This window comes from Micromonospora sp. NBC_00821, assembly GCF_036347035.1.
In the GTDB taxonomy this organism is placed as follows: domain Bacteria; phylum Actinomycetota; class Actinomycetes; order Mycobacteriales; family Micromonosporaceae; genus Micromonospora; species Micromonospora hortensis.
In genome coordinates this window covers 6591270-6613164 of sequence record NZ_CP108880.1, presented here as the reverse complement: position 1 = coordinate 6613164, position 21895 = coordinate 6591270, and the positions used below count along the sequence as shown (strand labels likewise).

The following is a 21895-nucleotide window of genomic DNA, read 5'->3' as shown; positions in this document are numbered from 1 at the left end:
CGCGCGACCCCAGACCGACGACGAGACAAGGTAGACCTGTGCGTACGTACAGCCCGAAGCCGGGTGAGATCGAGCGTCAGTGGCACGTCATCGACGCCTCTGATGTCGTGCTGGGCCGCCTGGCCACCCACGCCGCCACGTTGCTGCGTGGTAAGCACAAGCCGACTTTCGCGCCGCACGTCGACACGGGCGACTTTGTCGTCATCGTGAACGCGGGCAAGGTTGCGTTGACCGGCAACAAGCGCCACACCAAGGTCGCTTACCGCCACTCGGGTTACCCGGGTGGTCTGAAGCAGATCGGCTACGACGAGCTGCTGACCAAGCGTCCCGAGCGGGCCATCGAGCTGGCCGTGAAGGGGATGCTCCCGCACAACAAGCTCGGCCGTCAGCTCATCAAGAAGCTGAAGGTCTACGCCGGTGCCGAGCACCCGCACCTCGCGCAGCAGCCGGTGCCGTTCGAGATCAAGCAGATCGCGCAGTGAGCGCGGGCGAAGGAAGCAGCATGACCGACATCATCGAGACCGAGGTCGCCCCGGAAGCCACGGAGGCCCCCGAGGCCACCGAGGCGCCGGCCCCCGTTGCCCGCGCGCCTCGTGGTGACCGGCCGATCCAGACCGTGGGCCGCCGCAAGGAGGCCATCGTCCGGGTTCGCCTCGTTCCGGGCACCGGCAAGATCACCTGCAACGGCCAGGACCTCGAGGCGTACTTCCCGAGCAAGGTGCACCAGCAGCTCATCAAGGACCCGCTGGTCACCGCCGAGAAGCCCGAGCAGTTCGACGTCATCGCCAACCTGCGTGGCGGCGGCACCACCGGCCAGGCCGGTGCGCTCCGGCTGGGCATCGCCCGCGCGCTGATCATCAACGAGCCGGACGACCGCCCGGCCCTGAAGAAGGCCGGCTTCCTCACCCGTGACGCCCGGGTCAAGGAGAGCAAGAAGTACGGCCTCAAGAAGGCCCGTAAGGCTCCTCAGTACTCGAAGCGCTGATCTTTTCCAGCGCGTTGTACTTCTGACGGACGGCCGGTCCGCCTCCCCTCGGGGGAGGCGGGTCGGCCGTTCCGCTTTCTCCTCACTAGCAGTGCTCTTTCGGAGGTTGGCGGGTATGGGTCGGTTGTTCGGCACGGACGGCGTACGCGGGCGGGCAAACGCGGATCTCACCCCGGAATTGGCGCTGGCGCTCGCGGTGGCCGCCGCGCACACACTCGCCGAGACGGACCGCAGTCATCCGCCGCTCGCCGTCGTCGGTCGCGACACCCGCGCCAGCGGCGAGATGCTGGAGGCTGCCGTGGTCGCGGGGCTGACCAGTGCCGGCGCCAACGTGGTGCGGGTCGGCGTGCTGCCCACGCCGGCGGTGGCGTTCCTCACCGCGGAGGCCAAGGCCGACCTGGGTGTGATGCTCTCCGCGTCGCACAACCCGATGCCGGACAACGGCATCAAGCTCTTCGCCGCCGGTGGGCACAAGTTGCCCGACGAGATCGAGATGCAGATCGAGGCGGCCGTCGAGACGAACGCCACCACCGCCTGGGACCGGCCGATCGGTGCCGGCGTCGGCCGGGTGCACGACCTGCTCGACGGTGCCGACCACTACGTCCAGCACCTGGTGGGCACCGTTCCGCACCGGCTCGACGGGATCAAGGTAGTGGTCGACTGCGCCAACGGCGCCGCCGCCGAGGTCGCCCCCGTCGCCTACCGGGAGGCCGGCGCGGAGGTCATCGCCATCCACGCGGAGCCCGACGGGCTGAACATCAACGACGACTGTGGCTCCAACCACATCGAGGCGCTGCGCGCCGCAGTGGTCGAGCACGGCGCCCACCTGGGCATCGCCCACGACGGCGACGCCGACCGCTGCCTGGCGGTCACCGCCGACGGCGACGAGGTGGACGGCGACCAGGTCATGGCGATCCTCGCGCTGGCCATGCGGGACGCCGGCACGCTCACCCAGGACACCCTGGTGGCCACCGTGATGAGCAATCTCGGGCTGCGGCTCGCGATGTCCGCGCAGGGCATCCGCCTGATCGAGACCAAGGTCGGCGACCGGTACGTGCTGGAGGAGCTGCGTGCCTCGGGGCTGGCGCTCGGCGGTGAGCAGAGCGGCCACATCGTGATGCCCGCGCACGCCACCACCGGCGACGGGGTGCTCACCGGCCTGCACCTGATGGCTCGGATGGCGGCCACCGGCCAGTCCCTCGCCGAGTTGGCCTCGGTGGTCACCAAGCTGCCCCAGGTGCTGATCAACGTGCCGGTCGGCGACCGGACCGTCGGCGCCGCCGCACCCGCGGTACGCGCCGAGGTCGAGCGGGCCGAGGCGGAGCTGGGGGAGACCGGCCGGGTGCTGCTGCGCCCGTCGGGCACCGAACCGCTGGTCCGGGTGATGGTCGAGGCGGCCACCGAGGCGACCGCCCGTGAGGTCGCCGAGCGGATCGCCGAGCTGGTGCGCACCGCGAGCCCGGTCGCCTGAGGCCACCTCGGGGCGGCGTCACAGCCGCAGTCGGGCCGCCCGCTCGTACGTGTCGGAGGGGTCCTCGCCGTCGGTGAGGTCGAGGTCCTCGGTGACTCGTCCGTCGGTCAGTCGGACCAGTCGATCGCAGCGGGCGGCGATGGCCTGTTCGTGTGTGGCGAGCAGGATGGTCATGCCGTGCCGTTCACGGAGGTCGAGCAGCAGGTCGAGGATCTGCCCGCCGGTGGTGGAGTCGAGGTTGCCGGTGGGCTCGTCGGCCAGCAGCAGGCCCGGCGCCCCCATCAGGGCGCGGGCGATGGCGACCCGTTGCTGCTGGCCACCGGAGAGCTGCGCGGGCAGGGCGCGTTCCCGCCCGGACAGGCCGACCGCGTCGAGCAACTCGCGGGCTCGGGTCGCGTGATCGGCCCGGCCCCGGCGGGGGAGGACCGGCGCGATCACGTTGTCCAGCACGGTGAGTGCGGGCAGCAGGTGGTAGCGCTGGAATACGAAGCCGACCCGTTGCCGGTAGCGAGCCAGTGCGGCCCGACGCAGGCCGCTGACCACCACGTCGTCGACTGTCACGCTGCCCTCGTCGGCCTGCTCGATCGCGCCGATGAGATGCAGCAGCGTGGACTTGCCCGACCCGCTCGGCCCGGTCAACGCCACCACCGAGCCGGCCGCGATGGTCAGGGAGACGTCGTCGACTGCGGTCAGCTGGTCCGCCCCGGTGCCGAATCGTCGTGTCAGGTGGTCGACCGAGATCGCGCTGCCGATCTGCTCGCTCATGACTGCTACTCCTCTGCCAGAAGTCGGGCGGGTCGTAGGCGCGGCAACAGGGCGGCGGGCACCAGCGCGGCGACGGCGCTGAGCAACGCGCCCGCCAGCGCGACCAGCACGGCCACCAGGAGCAGCGCGCCGGGAAGGGCGCCGATCAGCCAACCCGCGCTGGCCAGGCCGACCGCGGCGCCGGTCGTCGAACCGACGAGCCCCAGCGTCAGTCCCTCGTAGCTGACCAGCCGGCCGAGTTCGGCGTCGGTCCAGCCGATCGCCCGCAGGGTGGCCAACTCGGCGGCCCGGTCGCGGATGTTCAGGTAGAGCACGTCCGCCACCGCGGCGGCACCGAGCAGCACCGTGGCCGCGGCGGCCACGGTGTCCGCGCCGCGGACGCTCAGCGAGACCACGTCGCCGAGCAGGCTGCCGACGATCGCGCCCCGGAACGCCCACGCGGCGGCGGTGACCAGCGTCAGCGCGGCCACCCCGATGGCCAGCGCGCCGGCGCCGAGGACCGTGCGCCCGGGGGTGCGGGCCAGGTTCACCAGCGCCAACCCGAGGAGGGTGCGTGGCCGGCGCACCCAGCCGGCGGGAGCGACGATCGGGCGGAGGGCGGCGGCCGGGTGGGTGCGCGCGGCCCGCAGCGCCGGCACCAGGCCGGCGGCCACCGCGAGCAGCAGGGCGATGGGTACGGCAAGGGCCGACCGCCGCCAGTCGACGTCGATGCCGAGCGCGATTCCGAGCGGGATCGCGAGGGTCAGCGAGAGCAGACCGGCGATGAGCCCCAGCAGGGCCACCTCGCCCAGGATCAGCGCCGCGATGCGGCGGACCGGCCAACCGAGACAGGAGAGCACCGCCAGCTCGGAGCGCCGGTCCCGGACGGCGGCGCTGACCGCGTTGCCGAGGAAGAGCACGCACACCACCAGGACCAGCACGAAGAGCACGATGCTCTTGCGGTCCACCGCTTGGGTGATGATCGAGGCCACGCCGAGTGCCGACCAGTTCTCGGTCAGCCGCAGCATCGGCCGGCCGAACGAGCCGGCGGGAAGCTCCACCGTCTGCGGCGCGCCCGACGAGCCGAGTGTGATGTCGACGTCCAGCCCGGTGCGTGCCGCGATCTGCTCGGCGACCAGTCGGACCCGCTCGGCCGATCGCTCGCTGTAGCCGCCCACGTCGGCCACCCGTACCCGGATCGCGCTGATCGGGGCCTTGGCCTGTGGCCCACCGCCACCCTCCAGGATCTTCGGCACGCTGGCGAGGTTGGTGAGGAGCAGCGGCGGCGCGGACAGGTAGCCGGCAGGGTTGCCGCTGGGCGCCAGCGGTTGACCACCCAGCGCCGCCCGGCTGCGGTCGTCGGCACCCTGTGCCGTCGGCGCCTGGTAGGTCTCCAGCGGCAGTTGGCCGAGGTCACTGAACCCGGTCAGCCGGCCCGGGTCGAAGACACCGACGGCCCGCCAGAAACGATTGGCGCTGTTCGCGCCCACGGGTAGCGGCAGCGCCCGTATCGATCGGGAACCGGTGTCGTCGGCAAGCCAGGGTCGGGGCAGCGGGTTGAACGCCTCCTTCTTGCCGTACACCTCGGGGTCGCCGGGCGGTTGCTGGCGGGCCCGCAGGCTGCCGTCGGGTAGCGGGTCGTACTGCACCTCGGCCGACTGCACGACCGTCTGAAGTTGACCGTGGCAGCACCCGGCCAGGGAAAGCTCCTCGGTGAGCATCGCCTGGTGCCCGGCGCTGAGGTCGTACCGACCGGACCCGGCGGGAGTCCCTCCAGGGCGGCTCAACGTCTCTTCCAGGTCGATCGCCTCCACCCCGGCGGGGCTGATCGAGAGCCGGGTGAACCTGGCCGCCAGCGACTCGTCGATGAAGGGTCGGTTGGTGACGAGGACCGGGACCTCCTGGTTGTCCGCTGTGCCCCGGCGGTTGACGGCGACAGTGTCGTCGGTGCGGACGGCTCGACCGGTGACGACTGCGTCGTCGAGTCCGACGAGTTGGTCCTCGGCCGCCGGGTCCACCGCTGCCAGGAGGAACGGCACGGTCAGGTCGTACGCCATCACCAGGCGGTCATTGGGTGTAGCGGAGCCGTCCCGGTCGGTCGCGAGGATGTAGGAGTCGGCTTGGAACCGACCGTCGGGCAGCAGTTGGACGGCGTGCAGGGACCAATCCTCGCGCTCGGAGTAGGTGCCCGGGTTGCCGAGCAACGCGTATCCCGGATCGCAGATGGGAAGGCTGCGCCCGTCCGGCTGCACCTCGCGGGGCGTCGGCCCGCAGGTGTCCGACCAGGAGTAGGACCGCCCATCGGAGTACGGCACGGCGTCACCGTCGATTCCCCTGTCGATACGGGGGTAGATCAACGGCTTCGTGGTCACGTACACGTACCGGGGTTTGCCCGGTGCGCTGGAGAGACCGCGTTCGGCGTGGAAGGTCGGGTCGACCCGGATGACCTGCTGGTCCAGCGAGCGGTCGACGGCCTCGGTGAGGTCGATCGGAGTCGGCAGCAGCGTGGTGGAATAGCCGAGCATCGCGATCGGGGCCGCCACCTCGATGCCGGGGACGGCGGTCACCTGCTCGTACTGCTGTGTGGTGATGCCGCCGAACAGCCCGGAGAGATAGTTGGGGCGGACCAGCCGGCGCTCGTCCTCCAGCGGGGTGCGGGTCCCCTTCGGACGGACCAGGATCTCGTAGGCGACCTGGGTGTTGCGCTCGACAGTGCCGGTGACGTCCAGGTGGGAGGTGGTGGTGGCGCCGGTCAGGACCACGAAGCCGGTGGTAGCCACCAGCACGCCGACCAGCAGCGCCACCGACCGTCCCGCACGGCCGCGCAGCTGTCTCCAGATGAAGCCGAGCATCGCGCCTCCCCGTGTGCTGGCTCTCACTCTGCGCGATACATTGTGACAATGCAAGACCCGTACCGGAGGTGACATGGCGATCCAGCACGCTGTCCTCGCCCTGCTCGCTGGTGGCCCCAGCCACGGCTACCAGCTCAAGGGCGCGTTCGAGGCCGCCGTCGGCCCGCAGTGGGGGCCGCTGAACATCGGCCACCTCTACCAGATCCTGGACCGGCTCTCCCGGGACGAGCTGGTCGTCGCCGAACGGCAGCCGCAGCCGATCAAGCCGGACCGGGTGGTCTACGAGATCACCCCGGCCGGCCGCGCGGAGTTGGCGCGGTGGCTGGCCGAGCCGAGCCCGCGCAGCGGCGGATTCCGGGACGACTTCTTCCTCAAGGTCACCGCCGCCGCCCGGTCCGGCTCCGCGACCACGGTTCGCGCCGTCCTGAGCAACCAGCGGGGGCACCTGCTGCGCGAGCTGCGCAATCTGGACGGCCTACGGAGGGCCGCCGAGGATCCGGTGGTCGGGTTGCTGCTCACCGCGGCCAGCCGGCACGTGACAGCGGACCTGTCGTTCGTCGACGACGCCGAGGCGGTGCTGCTCGGTGACGAGGGCCAACTGCTCACCCGACTCGCGGCGTCGACAGCGGATCAGTCGGCGACCGACCCGGGATCGGCCGGCTCCGGGCGGGTCAGCGGCTCGAGCCCAGAGCGTGCAGCCGGCTGACCGCCTCGGTCAGCACCTCCGGGCGCTTGCAGAAGGCGAACCTGACCAGCCGCCGGCCCGCGTCGACGTCGTCGTAGAAGACCTGGGTGGGCACCGCCACCACACCGCAGCGCTCCGGCAACGAGCGGCAGAACTCCACCCCGTCCCGGCCGCCGAGGGCGGTGATGTCGGCGGTGACGAAGTACGTCCCCTCCGAGTCGAGCACCTCGAACCCGGCGTCGGTCAGACCACCGACGAGCTGGTCACGCCGCTGCTGGAGACCGTCCCGAAAGCCGGTGTAGTAGTCGTCCGGCAGGGCCAGCGCCACGGCCACCGCCGGTTGCAGCGGCGCGGCGTTGACATAGGTGAGGAACTGCTTCACCCGGAGCACCGCCGACACCAGCGCCGCCGGGCCGCTCGCCCAGCCGACCTTCCACCCCGTGCAGGAGAACGTCTTGCCGGCCGACGAGATGCGCAGCGTCCGCTCCCACATCCCGGGCAGGCTGGCCAGCGGCACGTGCGCGCTCGCCGCGTCGGTGAAGACCAGGTGCTCGTACACCTCGTCGGTGACCGCGTACGCGCCGAACTCCTGGCACAACTCGGCGACCTGCGCCAACTCGGCAGGGGTGAAGACCTTGCCGGTCGGATTGTGCGGCGAGTTCAGCAGCACCAGCCGGGTGCGCGGGCCGAAGGCCGCACGCAGCGCCGCCGGGTCGAAGGCGTACCGGCCGTCGGCCGAGGGGCGAAGCGTCACCGGCCGGCGGACCGCGCCGGCCAGCGCGATCGAGGCGGCGTACGAGTCGTAGTACGGCTCGAAGCAGACCACCTCGTCGCCCGGTTCGCAGAGCGCGAGGATGCTCGCCGCGACCGCCTCGGTAGCGCCCGCCGTGATCACGATCTCGCTGTCCGGGTCGTACCCCAGGTCGTAGAACCGCTGCTGATGCGCCGCGACGGCCGCGCGCAGGGCGGGGATTCCCGGGCCCGGCGGGTACTGGTTCTGTCCGTTGCGCAGCGCCTCGGCGGCGGCGGCCAGCATCTCCGGTGGGCCGTCGGTGTCGGGGAAGCCCTGGCCGAGGTTGACCGCGCCGGTGCGTACGGCGAGGGCGGACATCTCGGCGAAGATCGTCGTGCCGAATGGCCGCATCCGGGCCACCAGCGGGTCGACATCGGTGCTCGTCGTCACCTGCGCCAGCCTACGGCCATACCCGGCTCGGACCCCAGCCTCACTCGGGCGCGCAACTGGTCGACCAGTACCCCCGGGTCTTGTCGACGACCGGCTTGCCGGCGCCGGTGACAGTGACCGTGCAGTCGAGTGGTCGCTGACCCTCGTCGTCGGCCCATCTGGCCTCCACCAGCACCCGGGTCTTGCCGTTGGTGCGAATCGTGGTGCGCCAGGGCAGCTTCTGGCCGTCGACGTGCATGAGATCGCTCTCGGCGTCGTAGTACGCCAGGTCGACGACACCCGTTCCGCTGAGCTCGTAGACCACGGTCACCGGTGCCGGCCCTGAGGTCGGTCGGGTGATCGGCTTCTTGCTGGGGGTGGGCGCTGCGGTGGATGGCCTGGTGGTGGGTTGCTCCGGGATGATCGGCCCAGTGGTGGGCTCCGTCCAGCCGTCGTCGTCGGGGACGACCCACGGCTCCTCGGCGGTCGGGTCCGGGTTGGTCGAGCCGAGCCACAGGCCACCCACGCAGAGGCAGCCGCACACGAGTAGGACGAGTGCCACGACGGCCGCGACGACGATCCCGACGATCCGCCCGCTGCTCGTGGCCGGCTTGCCGGGAACCTGCGGATACCCGGGGTAGGCGTACGGCGGCGGATAGCCGGGCGGCGGCCAGCCGGTCCCGGGCGGCGGCCAGCCAGCGGCCGACGGCTGCCCGTCCGGCATCGGCCACCCCGCTGGCGGTGGCGATCCGGCCGACGGCGGGCCTGAGGCGTCGGGCGACCACTGGGGCGTCTGTGGGGCGGGCATCCACGGCGTCGCGGACGGTTGTGGCGTCCACTGGGTGGCGGGCGGAGAGGGCGTCCACGGCGCGGCCGGCGGGGCGGGTGCCCAGGGGGCCTGCGGCGCCCACGGCTGACCCGCCGCCAGCGGGTCGGGGGCCGCATACGGGGCCGAGGACGGCGGTGCCGTCGGATCCGGCGGGGGTGCGGGGGAGGCCGGGTCCGGAGTGGATGAGGGGGTCGGGTCGGGCGACGGCGCGTCGGACATGGCTGCTCCGGGCGGGAGTGGGTATGGAACGAACGGGCCGTGGACGGGAGCGCCAAACCCGCCGAGAGACTGTCGCACCCGAAGGCGTGTCGCAACCCCGCCCGGCGGATCGGGCGCGGGCGGGCGGGCTGTGACGCTCGTCCCGTTGTGGCCGCGTAGGCGCTGATCGCTCAGATTCCGTGATTGATAACCCGACTTTCGAGCAACCAACATGAGTGAAACTGGGTTAGGCTGCGGGCCATGTGTGGAATCGTGGGATACGCGGGCGCGCGCCCCGCACTCGGCATCGTCCTCGACGGGCTGCGGCGGCTGGAATACCGTGGCTACGACTCGGCAGGCGTCGCGATCGTCTGTGACGATCAGCTGCTGACCGAGAAGAAGGCCGGCAAGCTGGCCAACCTGGAGAAGGTGCTGTCCGAGCGGGCCGCCGACGACCCGACCTCCTGCGCGGCCAGCCCGATCGGCATCGGTGACGGCACCACCGGCATCGGGCACACCCGGTGGGCCACCCACGGCGGCCCGACCGACCGCAACGCCCACCCGCACGTCGCCCCCGACGGGCGGGTCGCGGTGATCCACAACGGCATCATCGAGAACTTCGCCAAGCTCCGCGCCGAGCTGGAGGCCGACGGCGTCCAGTTCACCAGCGACACCGACACCGAGTGCGCCGCGCACCTGCTCGCCGCCGCGCTGGCCGACCTGCGCGCCGCCGGCCAGCCGGACAGCCCGCAACTGCTCGCCGCCGGCATGCGCGTGGTCTGCCAGCGACTGGAGGGCGCGTTCACCCTGCTCGCTGTGGACGCCGCCGTGCCCGGCGCGGTCGTCGGCGCCCGGCGCAACTCGCCGCTGGTGGTCGGCCGGGGCGACGGGGAAAACTACCTGGCCAGCGACGTGGCCGCGTTCATCGAGCACACCAGGGAAGCGGTCGAGCTGGGCCAGGACCAGATCGTGCTGATCACCGGCGACAGCATCGAGATCACCGACTTCGAGGGCCAGCCCGCCTCCGGCAAGGACTTCCACATCGACTGGGACTCCTCGGCCGCGGAGAAGGGCGGCTACGACTGGTTCATGCTCAAGGAGATCGAGGAGCAGCCGCAGGCCATCGCCGACACGCTGCTGGGCCGGCTCACCGAGAGCGGTGAGATCGCCCTCGACGAGGTCCGCCTCAGCGACCAGGATCTGCGCGACGTCGACAAGATCTTCATCGTGGCCTGCGGCACGGCGTACCACGCCGGCATGGTCGCCAAGTACGCCATCGAGCACTGGACCCGGATCCCGTGCGAGGTGGAGCTGGCCAGCGAGTTCCGCTACCGCGACCCGGTGCTCGACCGGTCCACGCTGATCGTGGTCATCTCGCAGTCCGGCGAGACGATGGACACCCTGATGGCGCTGCGCCACGCCAAGGAGCAGAAGGCCCGGGTGCTGGCGATCTGCAACACCAACGGCTCGACCATCCCCCGCGAGTCCGACGCCGTGCTCTACACCCACGGTGGGCCGGAGATCGCCGTCGCCTCCACCAAGGCGTTCCTCACCCAGGTCGTCGCCTGCTACCTGATCGGACTGCACCTGGCCCAGGTGCGCGGCATCAAGTTCGCCGACGAGGTGGGCGCTGTGGTCGCGCAGTTGCAGGAGATTCCCGGCAAGCTGCGTGAGCTGCTCGACCGGATCGAGCCCGTCCGCGAGTTGGCCCGGGAGCTGAAGTCCGAGCCGACGGTGCTGTTCATCGGCCGGCACGTCGGCTACCCGGTGGCCCTGGAGGGCGCGCTGAAGCTCAAGGAGTTGGCGTACATGCACGCCGAGGGCTTCGCCGCCGGTGAGCTGAAGCACGGCCCGATCGCATTGATCGACAAGGGCACCCCGGTGATCTGCGTGGTGCCCTCGCCGGTGGGCCGGGGCATGCTGCACGACAAGGTCGTCTCCAACATCCAGGAGGTCCGGGCGCGGGGCGCGCGGACCATCGTGATCGCGGAGGAGGGCGACGAGGCTGTCGTCCGGTACGCCGACCACCTGATCTACGTGCCGCGTACGCCCACCCTGCTGGCCCCGCTCGTCACCACGGTCCCGTTGCAGGTGCTCGCCGCCGAGATCGCCGCCGCCCGGGGGCACGACGTGGACCAGCCCCGCAACCTGGCCAAGTCGGTCACCGTCGAGTAAGCCTCAGCGGCCCAACACGACCCGGGCCATCCCGTCCAGCGCGGGATTGCCCGGGTCCCAGTAACCGGTGTGCCCGCCTCGCCCACTGCCGAAGACCCGACCGCCGAACCCGGGATCCGACGGGTCCTGCCCGAACCACAGTTCGTGCCCGGTCCGGCCCGGCCAGCCCAGCACGGCGGCCAGCGGAGCCGTACGCAGCAGGGCCCCTCGGCCCAGCTCCTCCGGTGACCGGGCCGCCCGGATCACGTCGTCGGGGGCGCTGCTCGCCCAGACCTCCCCGGGTGGCACGCCCAGCTCGCTGGCGTGCGACGCGCCGACACCGGGGGAGCCGACGAAGACCAGCGCGTCGGCGGCCAGGCCGTGCTCCCGGGCGGCCACCCCCACCACCAGCGACCCGTAGCTGTGCCCGAGCACCGTCTGCCGGGCCGGCGGCCCGTCGTGGCTGATACGCAGCCCCTCCTGGAAGCGGTGCAACGCCGGGCCGGCGTCCCGGGCCTGACCCGCCGAGGCGGCCTCGGTCAGCAGATCCGGAGCGTCGTAGTCCAACCAGAGCACCGCCGCGCTGCGCTCACCCGGGGCGAGCGCGGCGCACCGCTCCAGCACCCGGGCCGCCCTGCCCAGCTCGCCGGAGGCGTCGTCCAGGCCGGCGGTCATCCCCGGCACGTAGGTCAGCACCCGGTCGGCGCGGTCCGGGTCACCGAGCGCCACCACCGCCCGGCCCTCACCCGCCGGATCCAACCCGAGCAGGTACGCCCGCGGCACCTCGTCGGCCGTCAACCGCCCGACCAGCGCGTCCAGACCGGCCAGCCGTCCGGCTACCCCGCGCAACCGGATCACCGCGAGCGGCCCCGGCGGCACTCGCGACAGCAGCCGTCGCCGCTCGGCCAGCAACTCCGCACGCCAGGCGTCGAGCCGTAACCGGTTGGCCTGGTCGCGGGCGGCCACCGGCAGCCCGTCCAACCGGCCGACCAGTGCCGGCTCGCGAACGATCAGCCACCGTCGCTGCGCCGGGGTCAACCCGGACCACCAGGCGCTGACCAGCGCGGGCGCGGCACCGAGGGCCGGCCGGCCCGACGGGGGCGGAGACGTCCAGCCGGTGCCGGCGGCCCTCGCCAGATCATCCAACCGGTCGGCGGCGACGCGGTCCGCGGCGGCTGCCCCGTCGAGCGCGGCCCGCAGCGCCGCGGCCACCCCAGCCGCGGCGACCCCGGCCCGCTCGGTAGGCCGGAACCGGGCGGGATCGACCCGCACCCCACCCGAGCGGTCCACCAGCAGGCCGGCCGCCTCGGCCTGGGTGACCGCCTGGGCCAGCCGTGCCTTCGCCACCGCCAGCCCACCGGCCAACTCGGCCAGCACCTGGTCGACCTCGATCAGCGCGGGTGCGATCGAGGCCAGCTCGTCACGCAGACGGCTGAGTCGAGTGTCCGCCGCCGTGGCTGCCGCACCCGACCAGCCGTCCCGCAACCGCCCGCCGGCCGTGCGCAGCCCGCCGAGGCCCCGATCGAGTGGCCCGGCCAACCCCGCCCACGCCGCCCCGGCAGCCCGCCACCCACCGGGATCGACAGCCCACAGCTGCCGGTAACCGACACTGCTCACCGGGGTAGGGAGGCGAACCGGCCGGCGGCCCTGTCGTCCACCGTCTCGTACGCCTCGGCCGCCGCCCGGACCCCGCCGGAGGTCACCGCGACGCGAGCACCCAGCCGGCAGAACCAGGCGTGCCCGGCCGCCTCCAACCCGGCCAGCGCCGCGCCGGCCCGCCACTCGGGCGCCGCCACCACCAGCCCGGGCACCCCCGCGAGGCCCAACGCCAACCGGCGCGCCTCGTCGTCGAGCAGGACGGCGACCGCCCGCAACTCCTCCGGCTGGACGGCGAACGGCTCGTCGGTCATGACCACACCCCCGTGGACGATCGGCATCGACGCGCTGACGCTAGGCACGTACCGGAGGCCGCGCCGTGCCCTGTGGACAGCCGACGTCGAGGCGTACCCCGGGGTGTCCACAGGCGTTGCCCAGCGCGAGCCCGACGGCTAATCTGCGGCCTCGACCGCCGGTAGGGTGGTGTGGTGATCGTCGCTGTCGGCATCGACGTCGTCCTGGTCGACCGGTTCGCCCGGGCCCTGGCACGGACGCCACTGCTCGCCGACCGGCTCTTCACCGAGGCCGAGCGGCACACCCGCTCCGGCAGCCCGCGCTCGCCCGAGTCGCTCGCCGCCCGGTTCGCCGCCAAGGAGGCGGTGGCCAAGGCGCTCGGCGCCCCGGCCGGGCTCAACTGGCACGACTGCGAGATCGTGCCCGACCCGGATGGCCGCCCCTGGCTGGCCGTCTCCGGCACTGTCGCGACGGTGGCCGACGCACGTGGGGTCAACCACTGGCATCTCTCGTTGTCGCACGACGGCGGGATCGCGTCGGCGATGGTGGTCGCGGAACGATGACGTCGGCCGGGAGGGCCGGTCAGGTCCGCCCGCGAACGGAATGGGACACGGTGGCATGAGAGCGGTGTGGCGGGTTGCCGACGTACGGGCGGCCGAGGCGGGGTTGATGGGCACGCTGCCGGAGGGGACGCTGATGCAGCGGGCCGCCGCCGGCCTGGCCCGCCGGGCCGCGCTCCTGCTCGCCGAGCGGGGCGGGGTCTACGGAGGCCGGGTGCTGCTGCTGGTCGGCTCCGGTGACAACGGCGGTGACGCGCTGTACGCGGGGGAGCGGTTGGCCCGCCGAGGTGTCCAGGTGTCCGCCCTGCTGCTCACCCCCGGGCGGGCGCACACCGCCGGTCTGGCCGCACTGCGAGCCGCTGGAGGCCGGCTGGTCCAGGATCCGGCCGGCCCGGTCGACCTGGTCCTCGACGGCATCGTCGGCATCGGTGGCACCGGCGGGCTACGGGCGAACGCGGACGAGGTGGTCCAGCGCCTCGGCGAGCTGCGCGGACGCGACGGGGAACGGGCCACGGTGCTGGCGGTCGACGTGCCCAGCGGGGTCGCTGTCGACACCGGCCACGTGCCGCTGTCCGCGTCCGGCCGGCCCACGGCGGTCCGCGCCGACGTGACCGTGGCCTTCGGCGCGCTGAAGCCCGCCCTGGTGGTCGGGCCGGCGGCCGCGCTGGCCGGGCACGTCGAGCTTGTCGACATCGGGCTGCGGCAGTGGCTGCGCGGCACCCCTGCGCTGCGGGTCACCGAGTGGTCCGACCTGGTCGACTGGTGGCCCCAACTGGGCCCGGCGTCGGAGAAGTACACCCGGGGCGTGGTGGGGGTGGCGACCGGCTCGGCGACCTACCCCGGTGCGGCGGTGCTCTCCGTGGGCGGCGCCCTGGCGGGGCCGACCGGCCTGGTCCGCTACGCCGGCAGCGCCCGCGCCGAGGTGCTGCACCAGCACCCCTCGGTGATCGCCAGCGGGCGGGTCGCCGACGCGGGCCGGGTGCAGGCCTGGGTCTGCGGCTCCGGGCTGGGCACCGGTGCCGACGCGGCGGCCGAGCTGCGCGCCGTCCTGGCCGCCCCGGTGCCGGTGGTGCTCGACGCCGACGCCCTGACCCTGCTGGTGGACGGCTCGCTCGCCGACCGGCTGCGGGGTCGCGACGCGCCCATCGTGGTCACCCCGCACGACCGGGAGTTCACCCGTCTCTGCGGTGAGGAGCCGGGCGCCGACCGGGTTGGCGCCGCGCTGCGGCTGGCCGCCTGGATGAACGCTGTGGTGCTGCTCAAGGGCGACCGCACTGTGATCGGCACGCCGGACGGTCGGGCGTACGTCAACCCGACCGGCACCCCGGCGCTGGCCACCGGCGGCACCGGCGACGTGTTGGCCGGGCTGCTCGGTTCGCTGCTGGCGGCCGGTGTGCCCGCCGATCGGGCCGCCGCCTCGGCCGCGTACCTGCATGGGCTCGCCGGGCGGGAGGCGGCCCGGGGTGGGCCGGTGACCGCGCCCGACGTGGCGACCGCGCTGCGTCCGGTGCTGGCCCGGCTGGGCTGAACGGGGCGGTTGCGGGCGCGGTGACCGGATCGCCGCGTCGGGACGTGCGTCGCCGCCCGCCGTGATCACGGCGGAAAGTAGGCTGGGTACATGTGGCAGGCCGAGGTACGCGTCGATCTTGACGCCATCCGCGAGAACGTGAGCAGGCTCCGCTCCGGCACCACCGCCGAGTTGATGGCAGTGGTGAAGGCCGACGGGTACGGCCACGGGATGCTTCCGGCCGCCCGCGCGGCGCTCGACGCCGGCGCTGACTGGCTCGGTGTCTGCACCCTCGACGAGGCGCTCACCCTGCGGCGGGCCGGGGTGACAGTGCCGGTGCTGGCCTGGCTGCTCGCCCCCGGGTTGCCGCTGCACGAGGGGGTCGCCGCCGGGGTGGACCTGGGCGCGGCCAGCCTGGCGCAACTGGACGAGATGATCGAGGCGAGTCGTCTCGCCGGGCGTCCCGCCCGTCTGCACCTCAAGATCGATACGGGGCTGTCCCGGGGCGGCGCGACAGTCGCCGACTGGCCCGCGCTGCTGGACGCCGCCGCGAAGGCGCAGGCCGATGGCCTGGTCGAGGTGGTCGGCGTGTGGAGCCACTTCGTGTACGCGGACTCGCCCGGCCACCCCACCACCGACCGCCAACTGGCCGTCTTCCACGAGGGGCTGGCCATGGTCGAGCGGGCCGGGCTACGGCCGCGCTGGCGGCACCTCGCCAACTCGGCAGCCACCCTCACCCGCCCGGACACCCACTTCGACCTGGTCCGCCCCGGCCTGGCCATCTACGGGCTGTCCCCGGTGGCCGGCGAGACGTACGGGTTGCGGCCGGCGATGACCGCCCGCGCCCGCGTGATGCTCACCAAGCGGGTGCCCGCCGGCACCGGTATCTCCTACGGGCACGCCTACACGACGGAAGCCGACGCGAACCTGGCCGTGGTGCCGCTCGGGTACGCCGACGGGGTCCCCCGGCACGCGTCCAACACCGGCCCGGTACAGCTCGGCGGCGTACGCCGGACGATCTCGGGGCGGGTCTGCATGGACCAGTTCGTGCTCGACTGCGGCGACGACCCGGTGGCCGACGGCGACGTGGCGACGCTCTTCGGCAGCGGCGTCGACGGCGAACCGACAGCTGACGACTGGGCCGAGGCGGTCGGCACGATCAACTACGAGATCGTCACCCGGTTCGGCGGCACGCGGGTGCCCCGGGTCTACGACGGCGAGAAACAATGAGTTACCGCATTCCGCGTCCGCGCACGGCCGTGGGCCGGGTCGCCGGGATCGTCGGCGCGGCGGTGGGGGTGGCCGCGGCAGGTCTGGCGGCTGGTGTCGCGACCGAGCGGACCCTGGTCCGCCGGCTCAAGGCCGATCCGGCCGACCGCTACGCGCACGAGACGTTCGACAAGCAGCGGTACGACGAGGCGTTCCGCCTGGAGCTGCCGGACGGCACGGACATCCACGTCGAGGTGGTCGAGCCGACCCGGCCGGTGCCGGGGCGACCGACTGTGGTGCTGGTGCACGGCTTCTGCCTGGACATGGGGACGTTCCACTTCCAGCGCCAGATGCTCGCCGCCCGCGGTGACTACCGGATCGTGGCGTACGACCAGCCCGGTCACGGCCGGTCCGGCCGGCTGGAGACCGGGGAGTACGACCTCGCCGTGCTCGGCCGGACGCTGCGCCAGGTGATCGACCGAACCGCCCCGGACGGGCCGCTGGTGCTGGTCGGCCACTCGATGGGCGGCATGACCATCATGGCGTTCGCCGAGTTGTTCCCGGAGCTGTTCGGTGACCGGGTGGTGGGCACCGTTCTGATGGCCACGTCGGGCGGGCTCATCGCGGAGACCAAGCTGGTCGCGCCCGCGCTGCTCGGCCGGGTCGGTGGGCCGGTGCTCTACATGGTCAGCAACGCCACCCGGTACGGCGGGCCGGTGATCGACAAGGCCCGCAAGTCGACGTCGAACGTGGCCTGGCTACTGACCCGCAAGTACGGCTTCGGTACCCGCAAGCCCAGCCCGTCGCTGGTGTCCTACGTGGAGACGATGAACTCCCGGACGTCGGCCGACACGGTGACCCGCTACCTGCGGACCCTGGCCACCCACTCGCGCTTTCCGGCGCTGGCGGCGCTGGCGGCGACTCCGGTGCTGGTGGTGGTCGGCGACAAGGACATGATCACGCCGGTGACCCACTCCGAGGAGATCGTCCGCCGGCTGCCGCACGCCGAGTTCGTGAAGATCAAGGACAGCGGTCACGTGGTCATGTTGGAGCACGCGGACGAGGTCAACGCCGCCCTGGCGCGGTTCCTGGAGTCATTGCAGAGCGTGGAGGAACGGTGAGTCACGTCGTCAAGCTGCCGACCGTCGAGGACACTCGGGACTTCGGCCGGCGGCTGGCCGGGTTGCTGCGCGCCGGCGACCTGGTGCTGTTGACCGGCCCGTTGGGCGCCGGCAAGACCGCACTCACCCAGGGCGTCGGCGCCGGGCTCGGTGTCCTCGGGGACATCACCTCGCCGACCTTCGTGATCGCTCGGGTGCACCGCCCCGATCCGGCCCGGGGTGGCCGGGTGGCGCTGGTGCACGCCGACGCGTACCGCCTGGGTGACGCCACTGACCCGCGCGCGGAGATCGACGATCTGGACCTCGACGCGTCGGTGGACGACTCGGTGACAGTGGTGGAGTGGGGCGAGGGCCTGGTGGAGCAGTTGGTGGACGCGCACCTGCGGGTTCGCATCGACCGCCGCGACGACGACACCCGCATCGTCGAGCTGGACCCGATCGGCGGCGACTGGGCCCGGCGGCTCGCCGACCTGGGCTAGGTCGGCGGCTGTCGTACCCGATGCCTAGAGTGCGGGGGTCCGACCCGCGCTGTGAGAGGTTCCCGATGCCCGACGACGCTCCCGCCCTGGATCTGCTGGCTCTGCTGCCGGAGCAGTGGCGCACAGTGCTCACCCCGCACCTCGACCCGGCACGCACCGCCGCGCTGGGCGAGTTCGTCGCCCGGGAATACGCGACGCAGACGGTCTTCCCGCCGTTGGAAGATCTGTTCTCGGCATATCGGCTCTGCCCGCCGCAGGGCACGCGGGTGCTCATCCTCGGGCAGGATCCCTACCACCGGGCCGGGCAGGCACACGGGTTGAGCTTCAGCGTCCGCGACGGTGTGACGGTGCCGCCGTCGTTGCGCAACGTCTTCAAGGAGCTGGGCGAGGACGTGGGCGTGCCCAAGCCGCGCAGCGGCAACCTCGACGGGTGGGCCGCCCAGGGGGTGCTGCTGCTCAACGCGGTGCTGACCGTCCGGCAGGCAACCCCGGGCTCGCACGCCAACGCCGGCTGGGAAGAGTTCACCGACGCGACCATCCGGGCACTGGACGCGGCACCGGACCGGGTGGTCTTCCTGCTCTGGGGTGGTTACGCCCGTAAGAAGGCCGCGCTGGTCACCAATCCGCAGCACGTGGTGCTGGAGGCGGGTCACCCCAGCCCGATGAACCCGCGCGGCTTCCTCGGTAGCCGCCCGTTCAGCGCGGCCAACAAGGCACTCGCCGACGCCGGCCTGCCCACGATCGATTGGGAGCGCACCGCCGGCTGAGCCGCTCGTCGACGTCCCGCTGCTGGTGTGGACCGGCACTGGCTCAGCCGTCGCTGGCCAGCTGCCGGTCCCGGTAGCGGCGCAGCAACTCGGCGGCGCGTGGCTCGCTCAGTTCCAGCTCGACAAGCGGCACCACCTGGTAACTCCGCCCACCGTGGCGCACCTCGATCGTCTCGGGCAGCTCGTCGCACATGGTGGCCCTGATCTCCCCGTACCGGGTCGACCACAGGTGTTCGCCCGGCTCTTCGGGCTCCAACCACACCCCGCCGAACTCACCCCAGCGGGCGTTCCACCGCTGGCCGTAGTTCGTCTCCAGCCAGCGGGTGAACAGCTTGGCGTCCTGCCAGCGCAGGGCGATCTGCAGCGTGTCGGCCGGCACCGGTGCACCCTGTAGCACCGCCGCGGCGCATCCGGTGATCACCTGCGGAAAGTCGGTGAGCCGATCCAGCAGTCGATCCAACCCCAGCCCGTCGATTCGCTCGGCGATCGGCCGTGCGGCCAAGCCGTCGATCCGGGCGTCGAGGTGCGCGTCCAACGGCTCGACGCCGACGACCAACTGCACATCCATCGCTGCAAGCAACCGCTCCAGCACGGCGATGCTGGGCGCTCGCTCACCGCGTTCGATCCGGGCGACCGTCGCCTGGCTGACGCCGGCCAACTCGGCCAGCTCAGATTGGCTCAGCTCGCGCGACTGTCGTTGCTCACGGATGGCGGTGCCGAGCAGGCCGGCGAGACGAGTGGGTGGCATCCCGGGATGGTGGACCACGCCGGTCGTGGCCGAAACCGCTGAGGCGTATTCATGACTGGACGGCCGCCGCCCTGCTCCCCGGGACCTGCGACTGACGCGTGACCGGTGACCAGGGCCGTTCCCTGATGAGCGGTATACCTGTGAGTCATAAATATGACTCACAGGTATACCGCTCACTGGGGGATGGGGCCCGTCGCCCCCCGCGCCGGTTCGTCGCCCCCCCGCCGCGAAAGAGCGACAGTGGTGCGGGCGGCCGTGGGTGGGCGTGACAGCGGCTGCTGGCGGGGCGGGGCGTGACTGAAGGCTGCGGCGGGGCGGCTAGGCTGGCTTACCGTGCTCGTACTCGTGGTGGACAGCTCGACCCCCGCGGTCACTGCGGCGCTGGTGGACGTCTCGGCAGACGGCGTGGCGTCGCGGGCGCACCGGTGCACTGTCGACGCCCGCGCGCACGGTGAGCTGCTCGCGCCCCAGGTGGATGCGGTCCTCGCCGACGCTGACGCGCGCCCGCGTGACCTGGCCGCCATCGTCGCCGGGCTCGGCCCGGGGCCGTTCACCGGGCTACGGGTCGGCCTGGTCACCGCCGCGACGATGGGTCAGGTGCTCGGCATCCCCACGTACGGCGTCTGTTCCCTGGACGCCATCGGTTACCCGGCGGCGTCCGGCGCGCCGGTCCTGGCCGCCAGCGACGCCCGGCGCAAGGAGCTCTACTGGGCCGTCTACGACGGCGCTGGCCAGCGGATCGTCGGGCCGGAGGTATCCGCGCCGGCGGTCGCCGCCGCGCGCGCCCGCGAACTGGGCGCGACGATCGCGGTCGGTGACGGGGCGCACCGGTACGCCGAGGTCCTGGACCTGCCCGTTCGGGTCGAGCCGCGCTACCCGGACGCGACGGTGCTGGCGTTGCTCGCCGCCGAGCGGATCCGGGCGGGGGCGTCCAGTGAGCGGCTCACCCCGCTCTACCTGCGCCGCCCCGACGCGGTGGCGGCGACCGGTCGCAAACCGGTCCTGCCATGACGGCGGTACGGCTCGAACCGTTCCGCTGGTGGCACATCGACGACGTGCTGCCGATCGAGGCGGACCTCTTCGGCGCTGAGAAGTGGTCGCCCGCCATGTTCTGGAGTGAGCTCGCCAACGGGCACCACTACCGGGTCGCCGTCGACGCGGACGGGTCGGTACTCGGCTACGCCGGGCTCGCCGGCGTTCCGCCGGACGAGGTGTGGGTACAGAACATCGCCGTGCGCCGGGACGCCCAGCGGCGCGGCGTGGGCCGTGCCCTGCTGGAGGAGTTGCTCGCCGAGGCGGTCCGGCGCGACGCCCGCAGCACCCTGCTGGAGGTCGCCGTGGACAACGCCGCAGCTCAGCGGCTCTACGCGACGTACGGTTTCGAGCCGATCGGGGTGCGGCGCGGCTACTACCAACCGAGCAACACCGACGCGCTGGTCATGCGGCGCGACGCCGAGCCGACCGGGGACGGACCACACGACCATGGCTGACGAACCACTGATCCTGGGTATCGAGACCTCCTGCGACGAGACCGGTGTCGGCATCGTGCGGGGGCACACCCTGCTGGCCGACGCGCTCGCCTCCAGCGTCGAGGAACACGCCCGGTTCGGGGGTGTGGTGCCGGAGGTGGCCAGCCGGGCACACCTGGAGGCCATCGTGCCGACCATGGACCGGGCACTGACCGAGGCCGGCGTCACGCTGGCCGACATCGACGCGATCGCTGTCACCTCCGGGCCGGGGCTGGCCGGTGCGTTGCTGGTCGGCGTCGCCGCCGCCAAGGGGTACGCGGTCGCCGCCGAGAAACCCATCTACGGCGTCAACCACCTCGCCGCCCACGTCGCGGTGGACACCCTTGAGCACGGCCCACTGCCCGAACCCGCCATCGCGCTCCTGGTGTCCGGCGGCCACTCGTCCCTCCTGCTCGTGGACGACCTGGCGCGGGGTGTCACCCCGCTGGGCGCCACCATCGACGACGCGGCCGGGGAAGCGTTCGACAAGGTCGCCCGGCTGCTCGGGTTGCCGTTCCCGGGCGGTCCGCCCATCGACCGGGAGGCCCGGGCCGGCGATGCCGCCTCGATCGCCTTCCCCCGCGGTCTGACCGCCGCGAAGGATCTCGCCGCCCACCGCTACGACTTCTCGTTCTCGGGCCTGAAGACGGCGGTGGCCCGGTGGGTCGAGGCCCGTCAGCGTGCCGGTGAGCCGGTGCCGGTGGCCGACGTGGGCGCGTCCTTCCAGGAGGCGGTCTGTGACGTCCTGACCAGCAAGGCGCTCGCCGCCTGCCGGGCGCAGGGCATCGAGACCCTGGTCATCGGCGGGGGAGTGGCGGCGAACTCGCGGCTGCGGGCGATGGCCGAACAGCGAGCCGAGAAGTACGGCATCCGGGTCCGGGTACCCCGGCCGAAGTTGTGCACCGACAACGGCGCGATGGTGGCCGCGCTCGGTTCGCACCTGGTCGCCGCCGGGGTCGCTCCGAGCCGACTGGACCTGCCGGCCGATTCGGCACTGCCGTTGACAACGGTCAGCGTGTGACGGGA

At 72.7% G+C, this 21895-nt stretch carries 21 protein-coding genes; 14 read left to right on the top strand and 7 right to left on the bottom strand.

The annotated features are described in order from the left end of the window. Positions 1-38: 38 nt before the first annotated feature. The 3 genes from rplM to glmM all read left to right on the top strand — a co-directional run bounded on the left by rplM (position 39) and on the right by glmM (position 2456). Positions 39-482: a 50S ribosomal protein L13 gene (gene rplM / locus OHB44_RS30315; RefSeq protein ID WP_238679468.1), complete on the top strand. Its 444-nt coding sequence runs from the start codon at positions 39-41 to the stop codon at positions 480-482. 20 nt (positions 483-502) lie between these two features. Further along, on the top strand, positions 503-985 hold the full coding sequence (gene rpsI / locus OHB44_RS30310; protein WP_238687804.1) for a 30S ribosomal protein S9: 483 nt from the start codon (positions 503-505) through the stop codon (positions 983-985). A 115-nt stretch (positions 986-1100) separates the two neighbouring features. Beyond that, positions 1101-2456, top strand: a complete 1356-nt coding sequence (glmM, locus tag OHB44_RS30305) for a phosphoglucosamine mutase (RefSeq protein WP_091402319.1) — start codon at positions 1101-1103, stop codon at positions 2454-2456. 18 nt (positions 2457-2474) lie between these two features. Here the strand turns inward: glmM and OHB44_RS30300 are convergent, their stop codons facing one another. Together OHB44_RS30300 and OHB44_RS30295 are read right to left on the bottom strand one after the other, a co-directional pair. After that, a complete protein-coding gene (locus tag OHB44_RS30300) occupies positions 2475-3221 on the bottom strand; it encodes an ABC transporter ATP-binding protein (RefSeq protein ID WP_330438968.1) in 747 nt (248 codons plus the stop codon). Between the two features lie 5 nt (positions 3222-3226). Then, positions 3227-6052: an ABC transporter permease gene (locus OHB44_RS30295; protein ID WP_330438967.1), complete on the bottom strand. Its 2826-nt coding sequence runs from the start codon at positions 6050-6052 to the stop codon at positions 3227-3229. Positions 6053-6125: 73 nt separating this feature from the next. On the opposite strand from OHB44_RS30295, the gene OHB44_RS30290 reads away from it, so the two are divergent. Continuing rightward, positions 6126-6758, top strand: coding sequence for a PadR family transcriptional regulator (locus tag OHB44_RS30290; protein WP_238687801.1), 633 nt, complete (start codon positions 6126-6128; stop codon positions 6756-6758). Here the strand turns inward: OHB44_RS30290 and OHB44_RS30285 are convergent. Further along, entirely contained in the window at positions 6724-7881 is a 1158-nt protein-coding gene (locus OHB44_RS30285) for a pyridoxal phosphate-dependent aminotransferase (protein WP_330441297.1), read from the bottom strand. The genes OHB44_RS30290 and OHB44_RS30285 overlap by 35 nt on opposite strands. 79 nt (positions 7882-7960) lie before the next feature. Beyond that, on the bottom strand, positions 7961-8623 hold the full coding sequence (locus OHB44_RS30280) for an MmpS family transport accessory protein (protein WP_238687800.1): 663 nt from the start codon (positions 8621-8623) through the stop codon (positions 7961-7963). Positions 8624-9187: 564 nt separating this feature from the next. Here OHB44_RS30280 and glmS point away from each other — a divergent pair. Continuing rightward, complete coding sequence (glmS, locus tag OHB44_RS30275) at positions 9188-11101, top strand: glutamine--fructose-6-phosphate transaminase (isomerizing) (RefSeq protein WP_238687799.1); 1914 nt, start codon at positions 9188-9190, stop codon at positions 11099-11101. A gap of 3 nt (positions 11102-11104) precedes the next feature. Here glmS and OHB44_RS30270 read toward each other — a convergent pair whose 3' ends face one another. Both OHB44_RS30270 and OHB44_RS30265 read right to left on the bottom strand, forming a co-directional pair. Then, positions 11105-12697, bottom strand: coding sequence for an alpha/beta hydrolase (locus OHB44_RS30270; protein ID WP_330438966.1), 1593 nt, complete (start codon positions 12695-12697; stop codon positions 11105-11107). Further along, positions 12694-12990: a hypothetical protein gene (locus tag OHB44_RS30265; RefSeq protein ID WP_330438965.1), complete on the bottom strand. Its 297-nt coding sequence runs from the start codon at positions 12988-12990 to the stop codon at positions 12694-12696. The genes OHB44_RS30270 and OHB44_RS30265 overlap by 4 nt, the downstream gene beginning before the upstream one ends. 174 nt (positions 12991-13164) lie before the next feature. Between OHB44_RS30265 and OHB44_RS30260 the strand changes: the two genes are divergently transcribed. From OHB44_RS30260 to ung, 6 genes are all read left to right on the top strand, one after another. Continuing rightward, the gene (locus OHB44_RS30260; RefSeq protein WP_330438964.1) at positions 13165-13533 is read left to right on the top strand and encodes a holo-ACP synthase; all 369 of its coding nucleotides are present in this window, start codon (positions 13165-13167) and stop codon (positions 13531-13533) included. 55 nt (positions 13534-13588) lie between these two features. Further along, positions 13589-15058: an NAD(P)H-hydrate dehydratase gene (locus OHB44_RS30255; RefSeq protein WP_330438963.1), complete on the top strand. Its 1470-nt coding sequence runs from the start codon at positions 13589-13591 to the stop codon at positions 15056-15058. Between the two features lie 90 nt (positions 15059-15148). Beyond that, positions 15149-16267 (top strand): alanine racemase, encoded by a 1119-nt coding sequence (alr, locus tag OHB44_RS30250; protein ID WP_238687795.1) that lies wholly within the window; start codon positions 15149-15151, stop codon positions 16265-16267. Then, entirely contained in the window at positions 16264-17367 is a 1104-nt protein-coding gene (locus OHB44_RS30245) for an alpha/beta fold hydrolase (RefSeq protein ID WP_238687794.1), read from the top strand. The genes alr and OHB44_RS30245 overlap by 4 nt, the downstream gene beginning before the upstream one ends. Then, a complete protein-coding gene (gene tsaE / locus OHB44_RS30240; protein ID WP_238687793.1) occupies positions 17364-17846 on the top strand; it encodes a tRNA (adenosine(37)-N6)-threonylcarbamoyltransferase complex ATPase subunit type 1 TsaE in 483 nt (160 codons plus the stop codon). Before OHB44_RS30245 ends, tsaE begins: the two co-directional genes overlap by 4 nt. A gap of 65 nt (positions 17847-17911) precedes the next feature. Then, positions 17912-18613, top strand: coding sequence for a uracil-DNA glycosylase (gene ung / locus OHB44_RS30235; RefSeq protein WP_238687792.1), 702 nt, complete (start codon positions 17912-17914; stop codon positions 18611-18613). Positions 18614-18656: 43 nt separating this feature from the next. On the opposite strand, the gene OHB44_RS30230 is transcribed toward ung, so the two are convergent. Further along, positions 18657-19361, bottom strand: a complete 705-nt coding sequence (locus OHB44_RS30230) for a helix-turn-helix domain-containing protein (protein WP_266304426.1) — start codon at positions 19359-19361, stop codon at positions 18657-18659. Positions 19362-19694: 333 nt separating this feature from the next. Here OHB44_RS30230 and tsaB point away from each other — a divergent pair, with 333 nt between their 5' ends. From tsaB to tsaD, 3 genes are read left to right on the top strand one after another with little or no spacing between them, the layout of a single operon-like run. Next, on the top strand, positions 19695-20372 hold the full coding sequence (gene tsaB, locus OHB44_RS30225) for a tRNA (adenosine(37)-N6)-threonylcarbamoyltransferase complex dimerization subunit type 1 TsaB (protein WP_238687790.1): 678 nt from the start codon (positions 19695-19697) through the stop codon (positions 20370-20372). Then, positions 20369-20851 (top strand): ribosomal protein S18-alanine N-acetyltransferase, encoded by a 483-nt coding sequence (rimI, locus tag OHB44_RS30220; RefSeq protein WP_112621757.1) that lies wholly within the window; start codon positions 20369-20371, stop codon positions 20849-20851. The genes tsaB and rimI overlap by 4 nt, the downstream gene beginning before the upstream one ends. Beyond that, complete coding sequence (tsaD, locus tag OHB44_RS30215; protein WP_330438962.1) at positions 20844-21890, top strand: tRNA (adenosine(37)-N6)-threonylcarbamoyltransferase complex transferase subunit TsaD; 1047 nt, start codon at positions 20844-20846, stop codon at positions 21888-21890. The genes rimI and tsaD overlap by 8 nt, the downstream gene beginning before the upstream one ends. The last annotated feature ends 5 nt before the right edge of the window (positions 21891-21895 follow it).

Bases quoted from the DNA above. Each gene is read 5' to 3' on its own strand.
- rpsI (WP_238687804.1), top strand. From the start codon at position 503: ATGACCGACATCATCGAGACCGAGGTCGCCCCGGAAGCCACGGAGGCC.
- OHB44_RS30280 (WP_238687800.1), bottom strand. From the start codon at position 8,623: ATGCCGGACGGGCAGCCGTCGGCCGCTGGCTGGCCGCCGCCCGGGACC.
- OHB44_RS30300 (WP_330438968.1), bottom strand. From the start codon at position 3,221: ATGAGCGAGCAGATCGGCAGCGCGATCTCGGTCGACCACCTGACACGA.
- glmM (WP_091402319.1), top strand. From the start codon at position 1,101: ATGGGTCGGTTGTTCGGCACGGACGGCGTACGCGGGCGGGCAAACGCG.
- ung (WP_238687792.1), top strand. From the start codon at position 17,912: ATGCCCGACGACGCTCCCGCCCTGGATCTGCTGGCTCTGCTGCCGGAG.
- OHB44_RS30255 (WP_330438963.1), top strand. From the start codon at position 13,589: ATGAGAGCGGTGTGGCGGGTTGCCGACGTACGGGCGGCCGAGGCGGGG.
- OHB44_RS30230 (WP_266304426.1), bottom strand. From the start codon at position 19,361: ATGCCACCCACTCGTCTCGCCGGCCTGCTCGGCACCGCCATCCGTGAG.
- OHB44_RS30245 (WP_238687794.1), top strand. From the start codon at position 16,264: ATGAGTTACCGCATTCCGCGTCCGCGCACGGCCGTGGGCCGGGTCGCC.
- OHB44_RS30285 (WP_330441297.1), bottom strand. From the start codon at position 7,881: ATGCGGCCATTCGGCACGACGATCTTCGCCGAGATGTCCGCCCTCGCC.
- OHB44_RS30290 (WP_238687801.1), top strand. From the start codon at position 6,126: ATGGCGATCCAGCACGCTGTCCTCGCCCTGCTCGCTGGTGGCCCCAGC.
- OHB44_RS30265 (WP_330438965.1), bottom strand. From the start codon at position 12,990: ATGACCGACGAGCCGTTCGCCGTCCAGCCGGAGGAGTTGCGGGCGGTC.
- rimI (WP_112621757.1), top strand. From the start codon at position 20,369: ATGACGGCGGTACGGCTCGAACCGTTCCGCTGGTGGCACATCGACGAC.
- tsaD (WP_330438962.1), top strand. From the start codon at position 20,844: ATGGCTGACGAACCACTGATCCTGGGTATCGAGACCTCCTGCGACGAG.
- alr (WP_238687795.1), top strand. From the start codon at position 15,149: ATGTGGCAGGCCGAGGTACGCGTCGATCTTGACGCCATCCGCGAGAAC.
- glmS (WP_238687799.1), top strand. From the start codon at position 9,188: ATGTGTGGAATCGTGGGATACGCGGGCGCGCGCCCCGCACTCGGCATC.
- OHB44_RS30295 (WP_330438967.1), bottom strand. From the start codon at position 6,052: ATGCTCGGCTTCATCTGGAGACAGCTGCGCGGCCGTGCGGGACGGTCG.